23 protein-coding genes are annotated in these 26,866 nt (G+C 46.4%); all 23 read right to left on the minus strand.

Features of this window, described 5'->3' with window-relative positions:
* Window positions 1-5 precede the first annotated feature (5 nt).
* The 23 genes from AC58VC_RS06690 to AC58VC_RS06800 all read right to left on the minus strand — a co-directional run bounded on the left by AC58VC_RS06690 (window position 6) and on the right by AC58VC_RS06800 (window position 26,841).
* A complete protein-coding gene (locus AC58VC_RS06690; protein ID WP_497368982.1) occupies window positions 6-1,577 on the minus strand; it encodes an FAD-dependent oxidoreductase in 1,572 nt (523 codons plus the stop codon).
* A 413-nt stretch (window positions 1,578-1,990) separates the two neighbouring features.
* The gene (locus AC58VC_RS06695; RefSeq protein ID WP_497368065.1) at window positions 1,991-2,446 is read right to left on the minus strand and encodes a DinB family protein; all 456 of its coding nucleotides are present in this window, start codon (window positions 2,444-2,446) and stop codon (window positions 1,991-1,993) included.
* Between the two features lie 108 nt (window positions 2,447-2,554).
* Window positions 2,555-3,964 carry a phospholipase D-like domain-containing protein gene (locus AC58VC_RS06700; protein WP_497368066.1) on the minus strand — a complete coding sequence of 470 codons (1,410 nt, stop codon included), beginning with the start codon at window positions 3,962-3,964 and terminating at the stop codon, window positions 2,555-2,557.
* A gap of 271 nt (window positions 3,965-4,235) precedes the next feature.
* Complete coding sequence (locus tag AC58VC_RS06705) at window positions 4,236-4,736, minus strand: SRPBCC family protein (RefSeq protein ID WP_497368067.1); 501 nt, start codon at window positions 4,734-4,736, stop codon at window positions 4,236-4,238.
* Window positions 4,736-5,080: an ArsR/SmtB family transcription factor gene (locus AC58VC_RS06710; RefSeq protein ID WP_497368068.1), complete on the minus strand. Its 345-nt coding sequence runs from the start codon at window positions 5,078-5,080 to the stop codon at window positions 4,736-4,738. The genes AC58VC_RS06705 and AC58VC_RS06710 overlap by 1 nt, the downstream gene beginning before the upstream one ends.
* 22 nt (window positions 5,081-5,102) lie before the next feature.
* Window positions 5,103-5,438: a DUF1801 domain-containing protein gene (locus AC58VC_RS06715; RefSeq protein ID WP_497368069.1), complete on the minus strand. Its 336-nt coding sequence runs from the start codon at window positions 5,436-5,438 to the stop codon at window positions 5,103-5,105.
* 250 nt (window positions 5,439-5,688) lie between these two features.
* Window positions 5,689-6,600, minus strand: coding sequence for an aldo/keto reductase (locus AC58VC_RS06720; protein WP_497368070.1), 912 nt, complete (start codon window positions 6,598-6,600; stop codon window positions 5,689-5,691).
* A 52-nt stretch (window positions 6,601-6,652) separates the two neighbouring features.
* On the minus strand, window positions 6,653-7,321 hold the full coding sequence (locus AC58VC_RS06725; RefSeq protein WP_497368071.1) for an HAD family hydrolase: 669 nt from the start codon (window positions 7,319-7,321) through the stop codon (window positions 6,653-6,655).
* 28 nt (window positions 7,322-7,349) lie between these two features.
* Window positions 7,350-7,685, minus strand: a complete 336-nt coding sequence (locus AC58VC_RS06730; RefSeq protein WP_497368983.1) for an HIT domain-containing protein — start codon at window positions 7,683-7,685, stop codon at window positions 7,350-7,352.
* A gap of 185 nt (window positions 7,686-7,870) precedes the next feature.
* Complete coding sequence (locus AC58VC_RS06735) at window positions 7,871-8,947, minus strand: lactonase family protein (protein ID WP_497368072.1); 1,077 nt, start codon at window positions 8,945-8,947, stop codon at window positions 7,871-7,873.
* Between the two features lie 25 nt (window positions 8,948-8,972).
* Complete coding sequence (locus AC58VC_RS06740) at window positions 8,973-9,794, minus strand: SDR family NAD(P)-dependent oxidoreductase (RefSeq protein WP_497368073.1); 822 nt, start codon at window positions 9,792-9,794, stop codon at window positions 8,973-8,975.
* A gap of 61 nt (window positions 9,795-9,855) precedes the next feature.
* Window positions 9,856-11,382, minus strand: a complete 1,527-nt coding sequence (locus AC58VC_RS06745; RefSeq protein WP_497368074.1) for an extracellular solute-binding protein — start codon at window positions 11,380-11,382, stop codon at window positions 9,856-9,858.
* Window positions 11,383-11,458: 76 nt separating this feature from the next.
* Entirely contained in the window at window positions 11,459-12,340 is an 882-nt protein-coding gene (locus AC58VC_RS06750) for a carbohydrate ABC transporter permease (protein WP_497368075.1), read from the minus strand.
* Window positions 12,340-13,341, minus strand: a complete 1,002-nt coding sequence (locus tag AC58VC_RS06755) for an ABC transporter permease (RefSeq protein ID WP_497368076.1) — start codon at window positions 13,339-13,341, stop codon at window positions 12,340-12,342. Before AC58VC_RS06755 ends, AC58VC_RS06750 begins: the two co-directional genes overlap by 1 nt.
* A 244-nt stretch (window positions 13,342-13,585) precedes the next feature.
* Window positions 13,586-15,679, minus strand: a complete 2,094-nt coding sequence (locus AC58VC_RS06760; protein WP_497368077.1) for an AraC family transcriptional regulator — start codon at window positions 15,677-15,679, stop codon at window positions 13,586-13,588.
* Window positions 15,680-15,767: 88 nt separating this feature from the next.
* Complete coding sequence (locus tag AC58VC_RS06765) at window positions 15,768-16,163, minus strand: Rieske (2Fe-2S) protein (protein WP_497368078.1); 396 nt, start codon at window positions 16,161-16,163, stop codon at window positions 15,768-15,770.
* Window positions 16,164-16,180: 17 nt separating this feature from the next.
* Window positions 16,181-17,239, minus strand: a complete 1,059-nt coding sequence (locus AC58VC_RS06770; RefSeq protein WP_497368079.1) for an amidohydrolase family protein — start codon at window positions 17,237-17,239, stop codon at window positions 16,181-16,183.
* Window positions 17,240-17,330: 91 nt separating this feature from the next.
* Complete coding sequence (locus AC58VC_RS06775) at window positions 17,331-19,982, minus strand: hypothetical protein (RefSeq protein WP_497368080.1); 2,652 nt, start codon at window positions 19,980-19,982, stop codon at window positions 17,331-17,333.
* A 40-nt stretch (window positions 19,983-20,022) separates the two neighbouring features.
* Entirely contained in the window at window positions 20,023-20,853 is an 831-nt protein-coding gene (locus tag AC58VC_RS06780) for a carbohydrate ABC transporter permease (RefSeq protein ID WP_497368081.1), read from the minus strand.
* A gap of 18 nt (window positions 20,854-20,871) precedes the next feature.
* The gene (locus AC58VC_RS06785; protein ID WP_497368082.1) at window positions 20,872-21,813 is read right to left on the minus strand and encodes a carbohydrate ABC transporter permease; all 942 of its coding nucleotides are present in this window, start codon (window positions 21,811-21,813) and stop codon (window positions 20,872-20,874) included.
* 22 nt (window positions 21,814-21,835) lie between these two features.
* Entirely contained in the window at window positions 21,836-23,212 is a 1,377-nt protein-coding gene (locus AC58VC_RS06790; protein ID WP_497368083.1) for an ABC transporter substrate-binding protein, read from the minus strand.
* A gap of 288 nt (window positions 23,213-23,500) precedes the next feature.
* Window positions 23,501-25,099 carry a response regulator gene (locus AC58VC_RS06795; protein ID WP_497368084.1) on the minus strand — a complete coding sequence of 533 codons (1,599 nt, stop codon included), beginning with the start codon at window positions 25,097-25,099 and terminating at the stop codon, window positions 23,501-23,503.
* Window positions 25,096-26,841 (minus strand): sensor histidine kinase, encoded by a 1,746-nt coding sequence (locus tag AC58VC_RS06800; protein ID WP_497368085.1) that lies wholly within the window; start codon window positions 26,839-26,841, stop codon window positions 25,096-25,098. The genes AC58VC_RS06795 and AC58VC_RS06800 overlap by 4 nt, the downstream gene beginning before the upstream one ends.
* Window positions 26,842-26,866 lie beyond the last annotated feature (25 nt).

Below are 26,866 nucleotides of genomic sequence, written 5' to 3' on the forward strand. Positions count from 1 at the left end.
ATAGGTTATACAGCTCCAATCTTAGGCCATGCCAGTTCGATGCCGTTCGCCGTCAGTATAGCTTGAAGTTCTTTGAGCTTTGCTGCGTCAGCGCGAACACTACTAGGGGACATGCCTTGATCCAAACAAAAAGCAGCTGTATAGCCTGCGGACTCCCCGATATTCCATTCAACGGGGTGAAGCCTGTAGCAGCCATTGGTAATATGGGTTGTTCCTATATTTTTGCAGGCAGCTAGCAAGTTGGTAACCTGTTTGGGAATCAGACTCCCTAATGGAATCTGAAAAGGCAACGAAGAAATATCGAGGAAATTCCGTCCCTTCATACTCGGATGCAAATCGATCCGGTAACAACCAATGCCTACGCTGTCCGGAAACTCTACTGCCCCTTGATCGCCTCGTATGGCTGTGCTTACATGCTGTTCTAAAACCGTAAACTCCGCTTTGATCCTACGCGATTCCCGAATATACGGCGCCTGGGCCATGCCATCAGCGGTCCCGACGACGTCCGGACGCAGCCTTAGCCCCGGATACCCCACTCCCCCGTCAGGCCGAGGAGCTTCCGTCTGCAGCCAGTATAACAAGGATAAGCTCAGTTGTTTCGCTTGATGCAGATGCTTTTCGGCCAACTGCTCAGGTACATCGTAAACATTGCCAAGAAAGTAGTCGTTCTGCGCCCAATTGACTAACGAAATATCTGACGGGTATGTCCCAGTTGCGAAGTTCGCTCTATCCACAATCCGGCGATAGATAAATAAAGGATATTTATCCGTACCGGGAAAAAGCGTTTCTTCTGTTGGTTCCAGCGTCTTGGGATCAGGCGACACCCAATTCAACTGCGGATTCGGCCAAAACGGTGCTTGAAAAGAGCGCCAGAACTCGTAATCGTTGGGTTTATCTATGACATGATTCTCACCTTCGATGTAATCCATCGCAAAGCAGTAAGTAAAAGCCTGTATATCTTGAGGATCTGGGGGACCCTCCAAGGCATGAGGCTCGTTTGTTTCCGACTTCGATTCTGCCCCTATTACGTATTCCACATACGCAAGTGGCAATACATCCCCGCATTCCGTTGCATCAAGAAAATAAGGTGCATGAACAGTCAGCTTCTCCCCGTTTTCGCGTTTGACAGTAACTGCTTGGATCTCGCTTCCATGTCTATGTGCTTTTACGATTTTACAACGTGTATGGATGGTAAGCTTCCCGCTGTTAATGAAAGGCGCGAGCATCTGCTGCAATACGGCATGCGTGACGCGTGGTTCGGCGCACAGCCGGCTAACCCCACCATTTCCTGGATTCAAATAGTAGGCCGAACGCCCATACTCTGATAACGGATAGTGTTGACCGTAGTACTCTCTGACTTCGTCGCGGAACTTGCGATAGCTTCGCGTACAGCCGAATTGCTCAATCCATTTATGCTCGTCAGGCGGCACTGCCTGACTCGTCAGCTGACCGCCGATCCAGTCGTACTCATCGGTCATGTACACATTTTTCCCCATCCTACAGGCAGCTAGAGCTGCAGCGCACCCTCCTACTCCTCCGCCTATAATTACAATATCTGTGTGCAGATCTCTTCCCATATTCCCCATTCACCAATTACCTCCTTCATCCACAATAGTAAATTTAAGCCTATTAAATAGACGGAAGGTAACTTCTTAAAGTTGCAAAATTAGCTTAACTTCATAAGCTTCCATGGATTCATCGGTCGAGATCATTTAATGGAAGAAAATTAATTCCAATGTAAAAAGGGCTGCCGAATGATAGCCCCAAGCAGTTGTTTGGAAGACATCGGCAGATGCCCGCGTGCTGTATCGGAAATCATGTTCAAAGCAGCTTAGGTTGCAGCATAAGCTCCCGATCCAGCAATAGACCAAAAAATGAAACAGCGGCTGACCAAGACTTAAAAAAATAAAGTCTTAGACTGCCACTGTCCTTTATTCAACTATAGTTCACCACTCCATGGACTCACCTTAATCAACATATTTCAAGCTTGTTAGAGCCTCGCGAACGTGATGTAATCGATTTGGACAGGCTCTGCCGATTCGATCCGAAGTGCCCGGTTGATCTGTCCCCGGTGATATTGCCCATGTAAGAGCACCTGCAACAGGATGTCCCTGACAGACGTTCGGAACGGAACCCCACTCTGGTTCGCATAGTCGATCATCTCGTCCAACTCGGATTCCTCGAGCCCTTCGATATAGACGCGATATTGCTGGGCGTTTTCTTCGAACATCGTCTGGATCGACATCAGGTCTTCCGCTTCCTCCCACAACGAATATTGCGCGCTGCCCTTGCCCTGCAGTCGGGACAGCCAGACTCGTTCTCCTACCGCTACGTGCCGAACCAGTTTTAGAAGGTCCTTGTTCTTCGTTTCACTCTCCTCGAGCGCCTCCAAGATGCGTCCATCCGCCCAGTACAGGTGGTCCATCATGCACTTGATCGTCTTCATTTCGGTTTCCCCCTCTTCGGTATTCAAAGATTATCTATTCGCTATTTAGTTATATTACCCTACCGTTCTTCAACGGCAGCTGATCGTGTGATAAAAGGCGTTCACGAATCATGATCTTCTAATGGGCCTATCCTTATTCACAATTTGCAATTCCTCATAATTCGTGGAGTCCATATGATAGGCAAGACCTTTCCACTCGAAGTTGCCTTTTTCTCGTCTAAGCTGGTTTTCGCGAGCGATGTTCCGGTAAAGTCTTAGCGCCTCACGATCGTCCAACTGCTGGGTGTCTTCCCCCAAATGTTCAGATAGAAGTTGACAACGAAGTGAACTCACTACACTAAGGTCCCAGAATGATGCATTCATCTCAGTATGACCATAAAGTGAATTCGAGTGTAGATTACAAGAACCTATTGTTGCCCAAGAGTCGTCAATGAGCATAATCTTGGCATGGATGTAAATATTACTCCTCCTTCCCTGTCCATTCGGTCCAGCAATACCAACTAGAGTGAAATTCTCATATTGGCAGAGTCTCTCTACTTGCCCGAAAAACTTTTTTATATCCATTCCGCTGAATGCAAGAACATAGGATTCGGGATCGGGAGCGAGGAGAACGACGTCCACGCCGCGCCTAAGAGCTTCCTCCAATCTCTCCACGATCTCCAGAACTGGTAAAGCCTGATTTTCAAGGTAAATGGAACACTGTGCTGCGTCGATAGCCTGTTTGTATTGCTCTAATACAGTTCGTTCCCCCTTTGCTATATCGTAAGGAGATCCTTCTGGAGTAGGATTACTACCGCTGTAACGACCCGGATATACTTGTCTTTGAATCTGCACTTGCGTGTTTCCTCGCGGAGTGGATACGCGTGTCGGGAATAACAGTTCATCCTCCCCGTTATGGTTCCAAACACCATCTACCTTAAATCGCTCGCTGGCCTCGTTCCATCTTTGAACGAAATTGTGATGGACATCGGTAGCTGAAGGACCCGTCACCTCGACATAAACATCGTGCCGATGTCCTTCACCACTATGGCCGGGTTCAAAAGCCTTGAACGTCGGATTGATCCCACCGACGAATGACGTCTCAGATTCATGTCCGGCATCCATAAGCCAAGTTTTTTGGTGTTGGCAATACTTACCTTGAGCCCTGTCCCATCTGATGCGAAAGCGCGATCCCCGAGCAGCGAGCATTTCACGGTCAGTGTCAGTTCCCGGAAAGGCTTGACCATACCCACTGCTCTCAGGATTTGGACGCCAGAAAATAATCCGAACGTCCAACCCTCGCTCTACTGCGTGGTCCAACACATCGAACAAAGTGCCGCGATCGCCTGGCATCTGAAAATCTGGGTCCATGAATGTAATCGTTAACCAGATACTGTGCTGCGCCTCTTCAATGGCTTCACAAATGCGCCGGAAGGTAGGGGCGCTATCCACTAAAGGGCGAACCCTATTACCATTCCTGATAGGGTAAGAGCCAGATTCGATAAATCCAATATTCGTCCTGGAACCTTCTTTACTCAAAACTGCTACGCCTCCTTCAATGTGAAAGTAAAACGATCATATCACATCTTATTTAAAGTAATTGTTGAGATAAAATAAAGAATAAAATACTCAATAATTTCTCGGTCCACTGGAGGAATTTCGGTAAAACCATTCAGACTACTCATACGATAAGTCGATCATGAAAATTCCAAACGTCTGCCGGTTAGGTAGATTCTGCTATATCTCTAGGCAAATGAAAAAGCCTCGGAGTAATTCCCCCGAGGCTTCCGTCGCACTGTTTAGTATCGGCTTACAGTTGGCTAGCCAAGTAATTGGCAAGTTGCTCGAACGTGCCTTCGAACCCTTGTGCAACCATCGGTGCCATCGCGTCGAATGCTTCCTGTTCCTCCGTAGAGGCATTGAGCGGTCCACCCTGCAGTGTCAAAACCGTCGTTCCCTCGTTTTCTTCCAGCGTTAGAATATTCAGAATCTCAAGCGGCCAGTTCGGATTGAATGGGGCGCGAATGGTGTTCCCTTTTTCATCGGAAAAGGATTGGACCCATACCAGTTTCTCTGGCGCCTGCACTTCCTGGTAAACGAACTTGCCCCACATGGCATGCTGCCCATCTGGAGACTTCTGACAGCCAATGAACATTCCGCCTGGACGGACATCCATCTTTGCCACTTCAAGTGAGAAACCCTTGGGTCCCCACCAATTGCCAAAATGCGTCGGATCGGTCCACACCTTAAATACCAGTTCTCGAGGAGCTTTAAACTCACGTTTCAATAAAAGTCCTTGTTGGATGTTCATTAGATTTCCTCCTTAGGGTTTAGGGACGAACCTGATCTTTTCAAATGATTGAGATAATCGGAAAGACGGTCAAAACGTTGTTCCCACATGCCGCGAAACGATCCGAGCCATTCATCCATTTCCATTAAAGGTTCCGGGCGCAATCGGTAGATTCGACGATTGGCGTCCGCACGTACTTCGACAAGACCAGCTTCACTCAAGATTTTCAGATGTTTGGATGCCTGGGGTTGACGAAGGTGCAACCGATCCGCAATTTCCCCGACCGTAAGTGAACCTTCGCGCAACAGTTCGATGATCTGCAATCGGTTGGGTTCCGCGAGCGCGTTCAAGGTTGTCGTATTCATTGGCCCCTCCCGATGATTTCAGTTACAGTGTACTGGAGGCTTGCTTCAGAAGGCCTGACAGAAGGTCAAGATCCGGAGTGTCGCCTTCCCGCAATTTTATCCACTTCCGTTCGGAAGGTCCTTCGAATCCCTTCGGAAAGTCAATACCGTTTGCATTCATGATCATGAACGCAATGGCGTCCTTTGAAGGCGAAATAACCGCTGCATAATGTCCATTTTTCAGAAAATGCGGTTTCTTGTACTGAATGCGTTCTTCGGCTTCCTGAATCGTCTCATGGATCATGTCTCGCAGGGTCGAACTGATCCCACCCTGCCATTTTGGCAGATTTTCAATGTAAGCCGTAACTTCTTGATTCATTTTGTTTTCTCCTCCTATTTGGTAATACATTCCTTATGAAGAAAATATACCATTTACGGAATATTCCCGTCAAGGAATATTTAAGTTTTTCCTTATCATGCTGATTCAAACTTCCAAGAGCCAACTTACAAGAACTTCATCCCATAAATAATAAAAGCCGCGATTTGCGCGGCCCTTAATGAGATAAATGTTCTTCAATTGACTCCTCTCAGGTACGGGCTGGGGGAGCTATTGTTGTGATTTATACCATTTAACGATGTTGTTCATACCTATTAGGTCGGGTCAATCTCTGTAACAGGATGACCTCTTCTTCTCTTAGGGGAGAAGCCTCTGCGCCGTCGATGTTCTCCAACAATTGGTTTAGAGAGCTGGCTCCTGGGATAGTCACGGCAACCGCAGGATGCGATAGTGCATAGCGAATTGCAAGCTGACTTAGATTACGGCCATTTGAGTCGGCTAAATTCAGCAATTTAGGATAAAGGGTGTAAAGTGATTCTCCTGTGTAATCAAGGTATCCTTCCTGAAGTCGCTGCCCACCATTCGACAGTATTCCTTTCGCCACTGGACCACGAGCTATCATGCTGATTGAATGCTCGTTAAGCAAAGGTAGCACCGCTTCCTCCGGTCGTCGATCTAATAAACTATATTGACTCATGACACTAACAATCGATGAGCGGCTTGTATATTCACGAATGACATTTGGACGAATCGAGGATATACCATAATAGCGAATGACTCCCTCTCGCTTCAATTGTTCAAAAGCTTCGATCGTCTCGTCGATCGGGTCTGCAAGCGTACCACCATGCAATTGATATAAATCAATATAATCAGTACGCAGCCGTTTCAAGCTTTCTTTAACTGCGGAGAGTATGTACGCCTTGGATGCATCCCATACCCAGCCCTCTCTGCCTGGAATTCTTCTATTTCCCACTTTTGTTGCTATAATGAGTTCACCACGGTTGCGACCATGAATCGCTTCACCTACGATTTCTTCGTTAAGACCTTCATCGTACAAATCTGCCGTATCTAGAAAGTTCACCCCACGTTCCAATGCTGCATGAATCATAGAGATTGCATGCTGGTGATCTGTGCCTAACGACATGCAGCCTAATCCCACTTCGCCTACCATGAGCTCCGAAGTACCTAATCTGTTTCGTTTCATTACTATGTATCCTCCCAAATATTGTTCTAATATCTGTTCGATTATTAAAGTATCACCTTGTTGATAAATGATTAATAATGTTGGGCATTTCCATTAAGTTAGTGCACGTTGCATCAGGTTGTGGATACGAAAAGTCATTACTCTTTAAGATTGTGAACATCCCTAGTTCCTTAGCTGGAATTACATCAGCTTTAAGACTATCTCCAATAAATACTGAACAATTACTCGAAGAGTTTAAATGTTTTAAAGCAATTTTAAATATTTTGTGGTCTGGTTTTTTAATATTTACCGCACCTGAAGTAACTATTGTGTCGAAATAATCAGATATTCCTAAAGCTGAAATTTTGTTGCGTTGATAAAAGTCCCTACCATTAGTGACTATTCCTAATTTATACCCACATTCCTTTAATCGTTTAAGCATCTCTTGCAGCCCAGGAAATCCAACACAGTGAATATGAAAGTTTACATTCAAATCATCAAGCAATTCATCGTATAAGTACTTCTCAATTTTGAAATAGGATACTAACTTTTCATAAACTTCCTCTTTAGGAATCACCATATTGTTTAGTTCGGAGAACTTATCAATAAAACATTGCTTATCTGAACTAAATCTGACTAATGAGAAATGGTCATATTGGTAATTTGCAAAGTTAAATAGTGATCGGTTTTTATCAAGCAATGTTTGGTCTAGGTCAAAAAGTACGGTATCAATGATCTTCATATACTCCTCCAAACTTTAAAAAGCTTAGTCAATTCTTATTTAAAGGTTGTCCGAAAACCACATGAAAATGAAGATGTTTTGAATCTTGATATTTACCTAAATTGGTTATTACTCTACAAGCACCATGTTCTGAAACAACATTAGATGCTACCTTTTTAACAATGTTCATAAGTTCGATTAGCAAAGCGTCGTCGTCTTCCTCTAACGTAACCAGTGATGGAATATGCTTTTTCGGAATCGTCACAATGTGTACGGGATAGAATGGTCGAGTATGGTAATAAGCAAGTACATTTTCGGTTTCTAATACCTTTTGTACAGGTGTTCGACCACTTAATACTTCTTTGCAATAAAAATCTTCCGTCATATGCTTATACGGGCCTCCCATCATACTTTTCCTTATTTTAACACAGCCAGCTGCAATTCTGCCCATAGATCCTATTCCCGAGTGCATAGCAAAAAAGCCTCTCTGAGGAGGCTTTTTTTACAATTTCGAATATTTTATTCTTCGGAAAGCGGTACCGATCCGTAAACCGGCTCAGCACCACTTCATTATGGCAGCGAAATCATCTTGATACATACCGGCATCGGCACCTTGATGCTGTGTCCGGCTGGTCGTAGCATACCGGTCTGACGATCCAGAGTAAAAGCAACGATATTGTCCGTATCCTGGTGCGCCGCATACAGATAGTGTCCCGTCGGATCGATGATGAAGCTTCGCGGCGCTCTGCCAAGAGTCGGCTCATGGCCTACAAGCCGGAGCCTGCCCGTATCAGGCTCAACCGCATAAATGACAATGCTGTTATGCCCACGGTTCGAGCCATAGACAAAGGAGCCATCCGGATGTACATGAACATCGGCGCAGAAGCTCGTTCCTGCATAGCCTTCTGGCAACGTGGAATGCGTCTCCCTAAGCAGAAGAATGCCTTGGACCGGATCATAGTCATAATTCATCAGCGTATTGCCCAGTTCATTGATTACGTAAGCCCAACGTTCATTGGGATGAAAGGCGGTATGACGAGGTCCCGAGCCCTCTGCAACGGCAATCGACGGCACGGCTGCCGCAAGCAGCTTCCCGTGTTCCCCATCCAGCCGATAAACCCGCAGCTGATCAGCCCCATATTCAGCGGCAACCGCATATTGGCTGGCTGGGTCGAGCGTGACCGAATGAACGCGAGGACCCTGCTGACGCGTCGGATGGATGCTGGAGCCGGTATGGCGGATGAAATCCGTCATCGCTCCAAGTCTGCCGTCCGCTTGGATCGGAAGAAGACACACGCTGCCGTCGCCGAAATTACCGGCAAGCACGAATTTGCCCGTCCCGTTTACAAGCAAATGAACAGGCTTAGAGCCCCCGGAGGGCTGACTGTTCATAAGCGTCAGCCGCCCCGTGAAGGGATCAATGCAGAAGGAGCTGATCAAGCCCTCACCTTCAATTGTATTGGCTGCATAAAGATACCGTTTCGAAGGATGGATCGCCAAGTAAGTAGGATTGATTCCCGCTGCAGCCGTGCTAGAATAGTCCAATTCACCGGTCGACGGATTCATCCGATAGACATAAATCCCTTCGCTGCTGCTGCCGTCGGTTTGCGTGCCGATATAAGCAAAAGTCGCTGCCTGCTTATTCATACATATTCTCCCTGTTTACGCATATTTAATTGAAGCGGGCAAGGCCAAGACCTTCCTCTAGCGGTTCGGAAACACTGTCTGCGAGCTGAGCGGTCAAGCCGCCGTCTACGACCAGAGCATGGCCGGTGACGAAGGAAGAATCGTCCGATGCCAGGAACAGTGCGGCCAGACCGGCCTCGCGCATGGTTCCCGGCCGTCCCAGCAGATAGACCGCCTTTTGCCGACGAACCTCCTCCGGATATTTTTCCAGGAAATCAATCTTCCCTTCCGTCACAATGCGGCCCGGACAAATCGAGTTGAACCGAATGCCGTACTTCCCGTAATCGACCGCCATCTGGCGAGTCAGATTAATGATCGCCGCTTTGGCAGCGTCATAGGATGAGTGCCTTCTTCCCCCGAGCAGGCCGTGGACCGAAGCGGTATTAATAATGGAACCGCCACCCGCTTTAATCATGCCGGGCAGCGCATATTTACTTCCCAGAAATACGGCTTTAACCGAAGAGGCAAATACCCGGTCCCATTCCGCTTCTTCATGGTCTATTACGGAATCGGTGTGCCCTCTGTATGCATTGTTCATCAAAATATCTAATTTGCCGAATTTTTCGTAGGCATAATCAATCAACCGCTTCAATTCTTCGCCTTTGAATACATCCGCCTGAACATACACGGCAGATCCTCCGTTCGCATGGATGCCATCGGCAACCTGCTGCCCCAAACCTTCACGTCCACCATCATCATTGACAATGACATGAGCTCCTTCTTCAGCGAACACCTCGGCGCTTGCTCTTCCGATGCCGGATGACGAGCCTGTGATAACGGCTACCTTGCCCTGTAATCTTGTTCCCATACTTATATGCCTCCTTAGATTGTAGAATTAGCAGACAAAAGAGGTTTCCCACCTTTCCGCCTCATTTTTTCGCTGTTTTTTCCTTGTACAATTCATTGAGTTCCTTTAGATGCCTCTGATACGAGGGGTCGTCTTTAAAGCTTTGGACAAATTTATCAAAATCTTCAAAGCTGTTTTTGCCTATAATGACATTCGTAATCATATCGTTGATTTTTTTGTTCCAATCCGCACTTTTCTCCAAAGCCGTCGGAGTGACAAGCCCCAGCGCCGGGTTCGGGACGGACACGGTAGAAATCGTGTCTACCAGATTGTGGTTGTATGCCTTCGTTTCCGGCGTCATTCCCGGCAAATCCGCTTTTACGTATTTATCGTAGTAGCTCGATACCCATTGCGCAGAAGTGTCGAAGGCGTACCCCTTCTTCTTGCCTTCCTCCGTCTGTGTGATGTCCCCTGCCTCGTTCTCGTTGTAATCGACACCTTTGATTCCGTAAGCAACCAGATTGTACGTTTCTCTCGTTGCAGTGTAGTTGTAAACTTCGAGAATTTTTTTCAGCTTTTGTTCACTGACCTTTTTGTTAATCATGAAAATACCAAACGACCCTGGTGCCGCTTCCATATAAACCTTGCCGTCAGGCGCTGCCGGGAACAAATAAGGCTTGATAACCGCGTTCGGATTGACCTTCTTCAAGTCATCGGTGTACAAATGGCCGTCATACACATTGGTAAAGCCCATACCGACTTTGCCTTGCGTCATGAAATCACGGGTTTGGCTCGTTTGCAGCAAAGGAAGATCGGGTACCATGATGCCTGCTTTGTTCACTTTGTTCCAAAAGGCCATCGCATCCTTGATTTTGGGATTGAAGAAGCTAGGCTGTACCTGGCCGTTTTCATCCACGTAATGCTGCAGACCTGCACCAAACATCGATAAGAAATAATTGGATAACGTTGGTGTTCCTTGACCGACAAATCCGTACGTATCGTTTTTGCCGTTACCGTCAGGATCATTTTTTGTAAAGGCTTCCATAACCTGATAAAACTCATCCATTGTTGTTGGCGCCTTCAATCCCAGCTTATCTAACCAATCCTGCCGGATGAGCAGAGACTGGTGCCCATCAATCGGGCGAACACGCGGAATCCCCATGGTTTTCCCTTTAAAGGCGACATTTCCATAAATTTGTTCAGGATAAGCAGCCAAATTAGGATAATCCTTCATATACGGCGTTAAGTCCCAGAATGCTCCCTGGTTCGTCGCGTTGGCGAATGTCTGCGTATTGATGTCCCAAACCAGGCTCACATCGGGAAGATCGCCCGAGGCCAGCATAACGTTCAATTTGTCCTGATAATTATTAGCTGGAACGTAGGTCACATTGATTTTGACATTAAATTTCTCGTTGATTTGCTTCAAACTGTCCAGATCGTTACCGGGAGCTGAATTGTAGGTTGTGGTCAACATATTGATCTCTGTCGGTTCCTGTTTGCCCGCTGAACCGCCTGCCGAATTGGAGGCTCCTTCCGGAGAGCTGCAGCCAGCAAGGAGCACAACCGCCGCAACGGCTCCCAGATTCATCTTTTTTAACCATTTGTTCATCTTCACGACCTCCTTATAATATGGAAACGCCCGTCTCAAACCGGTATACCTCGGAAACCTCACTCTCTTCCAGGACTTAACCTTTCACAGAGCCGACCATCATGCCTTTGACAAAATATTTTTGCAAGAATGGGTATACAATGATAATCGGCAGGGAAGCCACAACGACCGCCGACATCTTTATCGTTTCCGGAGGCAACATCTGATCGCTCTGCAGCATTTGCGCAACAGATGGGTCGCCTACCTGTGTTGATGCTTGAATAAGCAACACTTGCAGCACGACCTGCATAGGTCGAAGCGTATCTTTGTTAATATACAACACCGCATTAAAGTACGTGTTCCAATAAGCGACGGCGAAAAATAAGCCGAAGGCGACAAGCGCCGTTACGGAAACAGGCAGCATAATCCGGAAAAATACGCCGACGTCTGTACAGCCATCCATTTTGGCCGACTCTTCCAACTCCTCAGGAATTTCCTGGTAAAAGCTTTTCATCAGAATGACATACCATGCACTGCTAAGCACCGGAAGAATAAGCGACCATATGGTATTGATTAAGCCCAGCTCCTTGACCAGCAAATAGTTCGGAATCATCCCCGGATTGAACAGCATGGTAAACAAAATGCCGATCATGAACACCCGCTTCAGCCTGAACTTTTTGCGGGATAAGGTGTACGCTAGTCCACTTGTCAATATGAGACTGCAGGCTGTGCCGACAAGCGCCAGAATTGCACTTACGCTTAATGAGTTCAAAAAGGTCCGTGTTGATAGGATGAACTCATACGAGGCCAAGCTCCAATGTTTGGGGATGATGACGATGGGACTGGTCTGGTATTCGATAGGATCGGTAAATGAAACGAGAATAACATAAAGAAACGGCAGCAAAGTTGCTAACGCAATCAGTCCTAGTAACGCATAATTGAAAATGTCAAACACACGCGAGCCTAGGCGCATCTTCATTAGTACACTCCCTCCTCTCCCAGCTTCTTAGCCGCACGGTTTGCCAATAGGACAAGAATCAAGCCGACCACCGATTTGAAGATACCGACAGCGGTCGCAAAGCTAAATCGGCCGTTTTGAATCCCTACCCGATACGCGTAAGTGTCGAAGACATCCGCAACCTCCGTCACAGCCGAGCTGGACATCAAGTAAATATGCTCAAAGCCGATATCCAGAACCTGCCCCAGACGGAGAATTAATAAGATAATCACCGTTCCTTTAATGCCCGGAATCGTCACATGCAGCATTTGCTTCCACCTGTTCGCTCCGTCGATCTTTGCCGCTTCGTATAGCTCAGGATTAAGGCTGGCCAAGGCGGCCAAGAATATAATTGTTCCCCAGCCGGTTTCTTTCCAAATCGTCTGTGCAGTCAACATGCCCCAAAATGTTTGGGGATTCGTTAAAAAGTTGATGGCCTGCCCTCCCGAATCGACGGCCAGCTTATTGATAATTCCGCTGCCGCTCAAGGTTAGAAAGCAGATACCGACGATAACGACCCACGATAAAAAATGAGGCAAATAAATGGCGGTTTGCACCCATTTTTTGAAGGTTACGTTTTTCAACTCGTTCAGAAGCAATGCAATAATAATGGGCATCGGGAAAAATAACGTGATATTTAGGAAACTGATTGCTAGTGTATTGCGGAACAGCAGCCAAAAATCGGGATTGGCAAAAAAACTTTGGAAATGCTTCAATCCGACCCACTCGCTTTTGAACAAGCCCAGGTAAGGAGAGTACTCGGTAAAGGCAAGCGACAGCCCCCATAAAGGGATGTACTTGAAAATAATGAAATACAACAGTCCCGGTAACGCGAGAACATACAAATACTTTTCCTGCTTCCATGTCGGCTTCCAGCTCTTCAGCCAGAGCAGAAAGCGGTTACTTGCCTGTCTCGTCTGTCGTGGCTTCTTTAAATCATTGGCGGAAACTGCGCTTCTAGGTTGATCTGGCAATGCACTCATCCTTTCTACACAAATTTAAATGAAATCTATCCATCCTGATCTCCATCCGTGCTAAATTTCCATGCCGCAATCTGTATTCTAGGGAGGGCTCCGGTAATTCTCAATAAGCCAATTGTGCATGCTCATTCTGTGACCTCCCAGCTCTGTCACAAAACGAGTATTCGCCTACTTAAGTAAAAAACCCCTATATAGCTGGGGCTTTCTGCTCACAGCTGTATAGAGGGTTTTCAACACGTCAGTTCCTCTACTCGCGTTCCTCGCGGAATTGACCAGGTGTGATCCCTTCCAACTTTTTAAAAACACGGATAAAGTTTTGCGGATGGAGATAACCTACTTTCTCTGAAATATCAGAGACGGGAAAATCGGTTTCACGAAGCAGGTCCTTCGCCTTCTCGACCCGGATCTGCGTTAAATAATCGCTAAATCCGATGTGTTTGAATTTTTTGAATAGCTTGCTGAGATGGGTACGGCTGACTCCGAAATTACGAGCGCACTGATCCTGTGAAATATCCTGATAGTAGTTATCGTGCATAAAAGCGGTCACTTTGTCGATAATTTGCTCGTGCTCTACAATCGTTTTATTTTGTACAAACTGAACAATTGGCATTATCAGACTTTGGAGAAACCAACGGTTCAAATCATCCATATTTTGAAAATTACGTAAATAGACGTAGGGTTCTTCCGGAGCTATTACCTGCTCTCCCCCAACGACGAGACGCGAAGTAAGCGCTGAAAGCGCTTGCCGATATACCTGCGGAAGATTGCCGATCTCGTTCGTACCTACTCCGAGCCCTGCCGTTACCGGAAGCCGCAAATAATTGGTTAATACATTCCGGAGCTCCTCAACGAATGCCTTCACGGAATTCTCCCATAACCCTATCGTTTCATAATCGACTTTATTTTCGGCTTCCGCATGATGCCAGAGCAGCACAGCTAGCTGATCGTTTAAGCAATTGACTGTAATTCCAAGAAAATCCCGAGCATTCGTATGCACCATATCCATGATGATATTTTTCATTGCAAAAATAACGAGGTCCCGGTCCTGATCCAAAAATTTCCCTTTGTCCGGGCCGCTACTGTCATAAGCCATAATAAAAACCGCGAATTGGGTTTGGTGGGGAAGCTCGTACCGCATGAACAACTGTTCCAGCTCACCTTTGGTGTAATGCATATAATGCCCAAGCATCATCTGCATGACAAATGATTCCCTGAGCATGGGCAGTTGAACGGATAACTGATGCTGTAGCTGCTTCGTTTCATGCTTTAAAGCCTGCCAGCTTTGTTTCATATACCCCATTTCGTCTTCTCCCTCTTCATTGCTTGAGGAAGCCTCCCGGTTTAAATAACTCATCAGGTTGGCAATAGGCCGGTAAATCCATTGCGTACCCAGAAGTGTGAGAACAAGCGCGAGCAGAAGCACGACAACCAGCACGATTGCTGTGATGACACCGATCCCCATCGATTTGGCATTTAACTCCAGGGTCGGGATCAAATCAATATACTGCCAGCCGGTATAGGGAGACGTTAACGTCGTGACCAGATAATCGCGGTTGTTCCAATTATATTTGAGCTTATGTTCAGATATATTTCTTTGACGAATCGTTTCGAGCAGTTCGGAAGGAAGAGTAAAAGCGGAAGAGGCGGCAACGGTTTGTCCTTCTTGGTCGACAATCAGCGTCATCTGACCTGGATATACGGTCGAGCGCTGGAGCGAATCCTGAAACAACCTCTGATCTATGCGGACCAGCATTAAACCGATTGGATTAGGTGCTTGAAGAGGCAGCTTGCAAATAAAGGTAACGCCACTAGCTTCATCGTTCTCCCGGATGTGAAACACAGTGTTGGTCCATTGTAGCTCCTTCGTAGAAACTATAGCATTGTTAAGCCTGTTGCGGTCGTAGACCGGGGCAACCTTAAATAAACCGTAAGAGGAAGATAGCAGATAATTGTCTTCAATGTACATGGATATGTCCAGAATTTGTTTATGGTTATACTGAAAAGTTGAAAAAAACTGCGAGACCTGCAAGTTAAATTCAAATTCATTTTCCTTTAGACCTCGCTGCAAGGCTTCATTCGCGAAAAGAGGATGAAATAACATCTGCAATGTGCTGTCCTGCATATTTTGCAGATCCCGGTCAATACTGGCCGAAGTATTCTCCAGCAATTGAACATGGGCGCGATTGACTTCATTCTGCAGAGTAGAAGTGGAGAAGAGATAACTGCTGATGCCTACAATTAAAGTCGGCAGGATAGAAGCAGCCAAGGTCAGCATGATCATGCGATGAAGCAATGCTGACCGACTGCTGAATACTCGCCTCCCGATGAGGTTGAATCCCATGTTCCTCCTCCTTATCTCCCTGTCACAGGTTGATCCAAACAGCATGAAGCATGTTCTCGTTCAACTCCAAACACCTCTTCCATATGTTTTAGGCATATAGCACAACATGCTCCTCTTCCACAGACACTGGGAAGGTTTCAAGACTCTCCTCCAGCGGCTCTACGGCCACATCGAATTTCTTGACCAAGCACTGATGGGGATTGAATAGCGATTTCCCCGTGGTGACGTCAAACTCCCACCCGTGCCAAGGACAGGCCAATATTTCACCTTCGCGACCGTAACGGTAGCTGCCTGGTTGCGAAGGCATCGTTGTCCCCGTAAGTCTGCCCACACACAAAGGCGCTCCCTGATGCGGACAACTGTTGCGTAAAGCGTAATACTTCCCGTTTGCGTTAAATACGCCAATAGACCTTCCGCCGACTTGAACGATTTTTCGCTCTCCCGGCTGCATGTCAGTCGTTTTACATACTACGAATCGCTCCATGATCGGCAGCCTCCTGTTTAAAGGTTGTAAAACTCCTTCGCATTCTCAAAAAAGATTCGCCGGTAAAGCTCGTCCGGAAGCTTCGGAAACGCTCTTCTCGGCGAATCGAAGTCCCAATGCGGGTAGTCGCTGGCAAACATTAGAATATGCTCGGCATCCATCGCTTCCAGCATCGCAAACAAATATTTGTCGTCATCCGGTCGCTCGATCGGCTGGCTCGTAAAACGCACATGGTCTCGTAAAAATTCGCTCGGCCGCTTTTCAAGCCAAGGCACTTCATAGCGGAGTCCCTTGTATTCTGCATCCAGCCGCCACATTAAAGGCGCAAGCCAGGAAACGCCTCCCTCGACAAGCACGATTTTGAATTTAGGAAACTTCACGAAAACCCCTTCGGTCAGCATACTGACCAGATGTGCCTGGAAGGCAAGCGACAAGCAGGTATGAAACTCAATGTAGCGAGTAGGATGGCCCGGTGTGGGCTGATGGTTAATGCCCATCCCATCTGTACCAGGATGAATCGCCAGAGGAAAGCCATATTTTTCACATGCTTCATAGATCGGATAATACTGCCGTTGACCGAAGGGCGCCGTTGCACCGGAGTCGGTCATTACCTGTACGAAATGGGGATGACCAGCCCATCGCTCAATCTCCTTGGCCGCTCCGAGAGGATCCTGGGTAGCGATATACAGCGAGCCTTTGAACACGCCGTCGTGATTATATTTATCCAGCCATGTATCGGCAAGCCAATCGTTATAGGCAGCGGCTACTGCGGAAGCCATATCAGGGTCCGGCAGGTTGTTCAGCATCGCGCGAGGTAGCAGTATAGCGTAATCGACTCCGTACTCGTCAATCAGCTGTTCCCGTAAAAAATCGGGATCGGTTCCCGCCCCTCCGCCGTTCGGCGGCTTGGCATCCGCACGGTTCCCCTGAATATTGCCGTAGGCTCGGGTTAACGGACGATACCAGTCTCTCCAAGGCTGAGGCAAATACTTGTTCAGCTCTTCCCTGGATTTAGGGTAGACATGGACATCGCAGTCAATAATGCCTTTTTTTCCACTCGTTTGCTTTGAACTCACCTGAATCCCTCCCATTATGCGTTAAAGTGGTGCATGATTTGTGATGACAAGCTTCGCAGCACCTACATACTGAGAAGCTTGGAGAATTGGATTAGCGGCTTTGGATGAAATAATACGGCTGATTCGAGATGTCCTCGTTCAAACCCGGATAAAGCCGGGCTCCGCTGTCGCTTTCAACCACCTCAAAGAAGTAGAGTATGCCGAAAGGCGACTCGGTGTAGGCTGCCGGAATCTCGGTGGCAAAGTTTACACCGTCTCGATTCATTTCTCTAACAACGTAATGCTCGCTTTGATTGGCGTGCCGATAGTGTAGGACTACCTTCAGGCCATCGGATGCGCCCGGCAGCTCGAGCACCACTCCGAGTTTCTCACCTTTGGTGAAATATGGCGGCATCTGATGTACGAAAAGCTGCCTGCGGTCAACAGTGGAAGCGGTCAGCACTCTCATGGCAGCCTGCAGCTTTTCGGTATCCACCGTCCGGCTGGCGTCCACACGAGCTGTTTGCAGTTGTCGTTCCATAGCCTGGATATCCGCTTCGATTGCAGGCAGCCGGTCCGCCCAGTGTCCTCTGACCGGACCCGTATAGCCAAACGAAATATCCGCCTTGTACTTATCCTGCGAAATCGCAACGACCTTGACCCAATGCTCTCTGGCCAGTTTGTAAAAATCCAGCGCCCGTTCCAGTTCAGTAGTGTCTCCGGTACGCTCGGACAAAGCGTAGCTTAACGCTGCCCGGAATTTGTTCGCGAAGAACTGACCAATATGGACCAGCATTCGCGTATCCGTGACAAACCGCTGAAAATTTGCAGCTTGCGGTTCCACGGCCAGCTCTACGGCTTTGGACAAATATTGAGCGGCTGTTGTCGCCATGGACTCCAAACGATCCGCTGTTTCGAGCGGAGAATACTTGCCATGACGGAAACCTTGGGTAATATCGTCGGCAAAGTCGTCGACCCGGTAAAATAATGCGGTATCCAGCGGGCTTGCTGCACCGAACGTTCCCGGTTTTGGCGTATCGAAGCCAAACGGCGACGGAAGGTCCGAATCGGCAATCGGCTGGTTGGTATGCATTTCGGGCCAGTACACGACGTTCGCAGCGGATGGGCAATAAGCTGCAGTAACCAGAGGCAGGATGCGGCTGGCATGCGCAAGCGCTAATTCATAGCTGTCCGCCGCCTCGCCGAATTCAAAACGCAAATATCTGCGCCATACGTCAGGATTTGTTTCCGGGTTATAGAGCAGCCGTCCCCACAGCCGGTATGTATATTTATACTTCAGCCAATCCCGGTTCGGCAGCTTGAGCTCTTCAGCGAGATAAGGCTCCCGTCCGCCCTCCGAGCCAGAACCTTTGCGTCCCTTGAAGGTCAGAGGCTCGCACAGCTCGATACCTTGCGTTCCACTGAAATGAGAATGCCGTCCATAGCCTGCAGCTAAAGCGGGGTCACCCCACAATAGAAGCTTCTGGGTGCCGGGCCACAGCCGGAACAAAATGCCTATTTTGCGATCATCCTGCAAATAATCGGCATACCCGTACCGTGTAAATCGACGCGACCATGCGGTAATGGCCTGCATATCCATTGTCTGGTTCTTCGGCAGTGAGAATTCGTTGTCTCGGATAGCCGCCTGATGATAGCTTGGACCCATATGCTCCGCCCAATATTTCGGCGAGATAAATATCGGCTGACGGGTGTCAAGTGCGATCTGGATCAGCTCGTCATTAATGCCCTTTGCATGCATATCGATTTCTACCCTGCGACCTATATCTTTCGTTCCTTCCAGAGCAACGCGCCAAAATTCGTAAGCAGGCTCTGGAATTCCGCCTTCATAATGTACGCGAAAGGTCAAACCGTCGATCTCTGTATACTCCTTAAGCAGCTTGCTGATCGCATCACGGCAATAGGGGGCATGATTCTTTTCGTCGATACCAGCGATCGTATAGTCCATATTCGGACTGTCCGTAAATAGGTAAGAATGATTCCAAAGTCCAAGCTGAAAATGCATCCCACGCCGTTTAGTTTCCTGGCCGATATAATGCAGCGTTTCAAAGTTAAGCCTTCTCTCCTCTTCAGACAGTTCAAGCACTTTCACCTCGTAGCCCGGTACATCAAACAAGAACGGGTATGCAAAGCAAAAATAATTGTCGCGTACATTCGGATCGTGGCCATAATCGTACCCCATTCCTAAAGACAGGGTGAAACGGTTAAACCGTTGTGTCGCCAATTCCGTCAAATATTCATCCCAGAACGACTTATCATAAAACCAAGGCTTATCTTCCGGCTCGCAAGCGAATAAGCGGGTTACGCTGCGAATCTCATTGGCCGGTTTGTCGATGAGCGTATGAACATCAAGCAATTCCCCGACTATGTCGCCGGAAGCATGCTGAATTCGATCCGTCAGTTCCAGGAGAGCGTACACAAGCCCACGTCCATCAGGTGCCGTGAGTACGATGTTCCCTTGTGCGGCAAGGATCGCAAGCGATTCCGCTTCCTCCGGCAAAGCAACCCCAAGCTCACTTGCTGTCTCGATTGCAGCCGGGGAATCATTACCCGAAATGATAATTTGAACCTTGGCGGATTGATCGGCCTCCACTTGTTCAAGTGCGACAACCATTCCGCGACTTTCCAACGTGTCAATTAAGGTTTGCTTCGCCCATTGGACGGATGGCTCTGAAGCTAATGCAGTTTGATGATCCTGTACAATTCTAATATCAGGCAACTTGTTCGATTGATTTGCATGTGACACGGACGATCTCCTCCAATTCGGTATATACATGTATAGGTTTTTATCCCTTCAGACCAGCAGTCGCAATGCCTTCAATAAAATATTTTTGCAGGCTCAAAAAGATCACAAAGATTGGCAGTAGCGACAAGACGGATGCCGCCATGATGGCGCCATAATTCGTTTGCTCCTCGGTTTGAAACTGCAGCAGTCCAAGTGGTATGGTGAATTTATCTTTGTTGCTTAAGAAGACCAGCGCATTTTCGTAATTGTTCCACGAACCGACAAACGAAAAAATAACTAGCGTAGAAACAACCGGCATGGAAAGCGGGAGTATGATTCTCGTAAACGTTTTAAAGTGGTTGCAGCCGTCCAATTTAGCGGCTTCAATCAATTCATCCGGGATCGTGGTGAAAAACTGCCGAAATAGAAATGTACCGAAAGCACTGAAAATACCGGGAAGCATCAACGCCCACAGGCTGTTGTACAAACCCATTAAACGATATAAAACGAATCTTGGTACCAAAAGCATTTGGTGCGGAAACATCAGGGTGGCGATATACATGACGAAGGCAGGTTCTCTTCCTTTAAACTTGATCTTCGCAAAAGCATACCCTGCAAGTGCGCTTGTAATCACCTCTCCGGCGACACTGACCACGGAAACCTTGACCGAGTTCAAGAAATACGTTTGGAAACGAGCGAACCATACGGTTACATAGTTATCCAAAATAAACGTTTTGGGTATCCATCGGACCGGAAATTCAAATACTTCCGCAGTTGGCTTGAAGGATGCGGACAGCATCCAGAAAAAAGGCATGACGGATATGAGCGAAAGTATGAGCATTATTACTGTTAAAACCGTTTTTTTTGCTAATTTAAAAGACCTCGCATTCATCTCGCTCCTCCTCTCCCTCTAGTTTACATGCGAGTCTTTATTGGAAAATTTCCACTGCAGCGCCGTAAAGATGAACACCAAGATGAACAGCACCCATCCGATCGCGTTGGCATATCCAATCTTGTTGTACGTAAAGGCAGCTTTATAAATATAGTAGACCAGCACCGACGTAGAGGTACCCGGACCTCCCTGCGTCATGACGTTCACCTGGGTGAACACCTGAAACGATCCTATAATGGAGATCACCGTTACGAAGAATAAGGTTGGAGATAACATTGGAATCGTAATCCGAAAAAATTTGCGCAGCGGTCCGGCTCCGTCGATTTCAGCCGATTCGTACAAGGATCCGGGGATACCTTGCAGCCCTGCCAGTAAAATAACGGCGTTGTACCCAACGGCCTGCCAAACGCTCATGATGATAATCGAGATTAGCGCCCACTGGGACGAAGACAGCCAGCCAGGTGGGTTTTCGATCCCAATCGATGTCAGAAACATATTAATTGGACCGAAGGTGGGCATGTACAAAATACTCCACACCACGGATATCGCAACCATGGAAGCGATATTAGGTAAATAAAATCCTAATCGGACTAAGTTCTTAAAGAAGATTTTATCGTTTAGTACCACTGCAAGGATCAAGGCAAGGAATACAGAGAAGGGAACCGTAGCAGCTGCGTAAACGATGGTATTCACCAAGGACTTAATGAATGTGTTGTCCGTCCACAAATCAATATAATTTTTCAGCCCGATAAATTTGATTCCTTTTAAGCCGGAAACCAAGTTCCACTCGCAAAAGCTGAATATCAACGAAAGAATGATCGGAATTAATTTGAAAATAATATAACCAATTAAATTAAGTGAAAGAAACAGCCATCCTGCTATATTTTCATGCAAGATATCCTTACGAATCTTCTTTCTGGGTTTAGGTGCTGTTAATGAGTTCTTCTTTGCCAGTTCCATCTAGCATTCCTCCACACATCTCCTATTTCCCTGCTTTTTTTATTAACTCATCGGACTGTTTTTTCAATTTGGCTAAGGTCTCCGCCGGGGTTTGATTTCCCATTAAGCACGAAGTAATTTCCGATTTTACCATATCCATCATTTCAGCTTTTGCCGTGTTAATTGTAGTCAAGTATGGGGTTAGCGTCAGCTTATTATTAATAAATGTTTTCATGCCTGAAGGCTGATCAAAATGCGGGTAATCAAAGATGATTTTGCCCACCTTTTCATTTACTGCAGCATCCATGGATGAAAGATTGGCAGGCGTCATCGCTTTGGATTGAGCGAAAATTTCCGGTGCCTCCAAGCAGTAAAACTTCAGGAACGTCCAGGCCGCCTCTTTATTGGGTGCACTCGCAGGAATACTGAAATCGCTTAAATAGTATACATTGCTCAAGCTTTCTTCTTTTTTCACTTTAGGCAGATTGACAACGCCGTACTCAAAATTGGTAAAGCCATAGGACTCCTGCGAGCTGTACTTGACAATAAATGACGGCTGAATATACATCGCAGCTTTACCCTGCATAAAAATAGCGTGCGGATTGGTATCGATCTTGAGCGCCTTGTATTCTGAAATCGGCCACGCCGACTTATCCTTCGTTTCCATATCGTAATAATATTGCAATGCGTTCAAGAAAGCGGGATTGTCCCAATTCGATTCCTGCCCATTATTTTTATAGACATAGTTAAGACCGAGCTGTTGAATAGCGGGGAAAGCCCACTGGCCGGTGTAGTCCGGTAAGAAGCCATATATTTTGTTAGCTCCGCTGCCTGAAGTCAATTTCAGCGCTGCCGCCCTGAGATCGTCCCATGTCCAGTCGTCGGTTGGATATGGGACCCCGGCTTTATCAAACATGGCTTTATTATAGTAAAGACCGTAGGTAGCCATACTGTATGGAAGCGCATAATGTTTTCCATTCACCGTTTCCAACTCATTAATGGAATCCCCGAAAATTTGCTTGTAGTCCATTTTGTCTTTTGTTAGATAATCATCCAACGACTCGTACATCCCACTTGCAGCCCTGACCCGCATATCGTCAACCGAGGCTTGCGGGATGACGTCAATCGATTCACCCGAGGTCAGCAGAGAATTCGCAGTGGCAGGATTGGAATCCGCCATTTTCGTATACTTCACTTTGATATTCGGATATTTCTTCTCAAATGCTTCGAAAAATGGCTTCATGCTCTCCTCAACCGTCCAACTGTAAACATTCAGTACAGTTTGCCCCGGCGCTGCATCGGATGGTTTGGCAGCCGTCCCCGCATTTTGACTTTGGCATCCCGCTGCTACAATCGTGCTTACGGTAAGTGTCAGTGGTATTAAAAAACGTTTAACTTTTCTAAAAGCAGAATTTTTCAACGTGTTCACTCCCTTATTCTCATTGTTATGTTGTTATGTTGTTATGTGTTTATGTCTTCATTATAAAAAGTCGAACAGCAAGTTGAAATGTGATTTCTTAAGGCAACCCTTGTTTTATATTACAAAATAAACCATCTAGCAAAAGCAAACTCCAACGGATCTAACTACGTAAAATCCGGGCATTGTCTTTATTCACGATCTGTTGTTTTATTTTACGCATGAATATAATGATCTCACCTTTGTCTGTTCTTTTCTCAGTAAAAAAAAACAGCCCGCATGCGGACTGTCTCACTTCTGAAAATTCCTGTATTCTTGAGGCGTTAATCCAGTCACTTTTTTGAAAATTTTACTGAAATAATAGGCATCCGGATAGCCGACCTTCATGCCGACTTCATATATCTTGCAACTACTGTTTTTAAGCAAATGCTGAGCTTCCTCGATCCGAACATGAATGAGGAAATCAATAAAGTTTTCATTCGTGGTTCTTTTGAACAGAGAACTCAAATAATTAGGGGATATGTTATGATGTTGGGAAACCGTCTTTAAGGAGATATCCTTATCGTAATGCTTCAACATATATTTTTTGGCGCGCACGACAATATTTTTCCCGTCGTCTATATGGTGCAGCAGCGAAATAACCTTGTCTTTCAGTTCCAGAATCCAGTTGCGAAAATCGTCCAGTGTACGAAACTGCTCTAAGCTTGACAAGGGCACGTTTCTATCCAAATCTTCGCCCGTGAATTCCTTCTCCCAAACCGTCACCATAAAAGTCAGTGACCAACAACTGCCACGAAGCGACTCCTCCGATTTATTAAAGCGGCTGTCATCGATTTTCTGGATGAATTGATCGAATGCTTTCGTAAGCATCTCCCCGTCAAGTACGTGAAATGCCTTCTCGATTTGTTTAAACTCTTCTTCAAAGCTAACCGTGTGGCCAGCATCTAGCTGCCTCTGATAATGATGAATGCTACGCTTCAGCTCCGAAAAACCTTGGTCAAGTGCTGTGCTTGCCTGGCGATAGGCGGATTTCAGCTTTAGAAGGCTGCTGCATGCCTCACTGATCCCGATTCGGGATTTAAAGTTAAAAAATGTTTTTAAAGCGCTTTCCAGATGAATAGCTAATTTCTCGGCAGCATAGTTCGTTTCAGTCTCTGAACCGGCCTTGATAGAATGAATAATGGTAAACTCCATGGAATTGGTCGAAGTGACGTAAGCGGGAGGATAATTTTGCAAAATTTCTTCAATCATATTCGTGACGCCATAGGTTAATACATACCTGTCGTCCACATCGTATTTTTCATATAACTCCCTGTTTTCCACTCGAACTAACAAGCATACCAGATTTTCGGCATAAAGCTTGATATCCAGATAATCGAATTGCACTTGAACCTCATCTTCATTGATATAGTAGCTGAACAGGAGGTTCTGGAACAATTTTTCCCGCAACGCAGGTAAATTCCGCCTTTTATACCATTCGTCAGCGCGCTCTTCCTTATGCTTGCTTCGTTCAGCTTCAATCTTCCCTTTGACTTTGTTAAGCAGCTTGGCGAACGGCTCAGGCTCCATTTCCAGCTTTAAAACGTAGTCTTCAGCACCAATCAGCATCGCTTCTTTCACATAATCGAAGTCGCCGTAGGAACTCAGTACGATGAATTTCGTTTCCTTTAACTGCTCACGTAAAGCGGAAATAAGCTCCACTCCGTTTAATAACGGCATCTTGATATCGGTAATGATAATATCCGGCTTTAATTGCAGGGCTAAATCCAATGCTACCTTGCCATTCTCCGCCTCCGCCACTAAATTAAACCCGTATTTCTCCCAAGGAATCATCGTTTTAAGTCCTACCCTTGCTAACGTTTCGTCATCTGCAATCATCACACTGATCATTTAGGTCCTCCTGCCTCGCAATCTGCATCCACAGGAAATCGGATCGTTACGGACGTAAATTGTCCTTTTACGCTTTGTATGGTGACGCCGTATGCATCCCCATAAGTCAACCGCAGGCGTTCGTCAACATTCTTAATTCCAATGCCATTGAAGCGTCTGCCGTTACCCTTGTCTTGTCCCTCACACATGATCTGCTCTACATCCATACCTACTCCGTCGTCAAACACATTAATTTCCGCCACATAGCCAATCAGCTTCAACTGGATACGAATGCAGCCGGTACCGCTTTTAGGCTCTATCCCGTGGAAAATAGCATTCTCTATAAACGGCTGTAAAATAAACTTCACGCATTTGGCCTTAAGTAATTTCGGATCGATGTCAAAATCGACGTGAAACTTGTCCGAATATTTCATCTCTTGGATTTTGATGTAATCCTTGACGATAGCCAGTTCCTCTTCCATTGTAATCATGGCTTCGCTTTTGCTGGTGCTATTCGCGAGCAACCGACCGAGTGCCTCCACCATCTCTTTAATGTTATCCGCCTTTTGAATCATAGCCATCCACCGGATGGAATTAAGTGTGTTATATAAAAAATGGGGATTAATTTGGGCTTGCAGCGACTGGTACTCCATATCCTTTTTCTTTGATTGCTCCTCGACCATCCTCGAGATCAGTTCTTGAATTTTCTCGATCATATAATTAAAACTCGAGCTTAACAGGCCAATTTCATCCTTGCCCGTATACTCGGATTTAACTGCCAATCCGTCTTCTTTCACGCTTCGCATGACAAATGCTAGCTTCTTGATCGGGTGGACGATGCCGGATGCAACAAAATACCAAATAATCCCTGATAATATAAAACAAAACAAAACAACTACAATCGTAATATTAAAAATAATTTTATTGTCTTTCAGAAGCTCGCTGAGAGGAATGCTGTCCGTTAACCACCAGCCGTAGCGTTCAATGTGGTAATATACCATTAACTGCTCGTCCTGGGTAATAAATGAACCGTGGTCTCCCTGCTGCTCTCTTAATTTATCCAGGCCTGGAAACGCCTTCAGCAACATACTTTTGTCGGGATGGTACACAATTTGACCGTTATCATCAAGGATCACTAATTTCCCGACTTTCTTCATAGTGCTGTCTTCAAACAAGCTATCGAACAAATCACTTCTGATTTTAATGTAGATGACTCCAAGCTTCTCTAATGTGGCGCTATTCCTAAAGGTCTTGATCATTGATGGATTGTACCCGTTCCCTGATCCAACCGCCCCGTCGGAGTCTTCATTCGATGTACCGAACCTAAACTGAGGCTGATCCGTCTGAACCGCTTGCCGGTACCAGAACTTTTCCTTGAACTTCTCGTCATCCGGATAAATATCGCTTGAAGCGCCGGTAAAAAGAATGACACCGTTGTCCCCAAAAATCTGGATGGAAGCCACATTGGAAACGGCAAATGCCTGCATAGTAAAATTATTGAGCGATTGCTGCGCGCCTTGCAGATCATAATAGCCTTGTATGGAGGGCGATTTGAAACTGGGAGAAAGCACCTTCTGAATATCCGAATTATAGAGAATATAATCAGCGATTTGTTCGAATTGCTTAAACTCCATACCGATGATGTTCTTGTTGTAAGCAAGATTATCCAGAAAAGACTCGCTGACTTTGCGCTTCAGCAAGTCAATGGAGAAATAATAGGTGCTTACACTAATTAAAGTTGTCGGCAATAACATAACTAACATAAATGAGATGAAAATTTTGCGATGG

Source organism: Paenibacillus sp. J22R67, assembly GCF_059692175.1.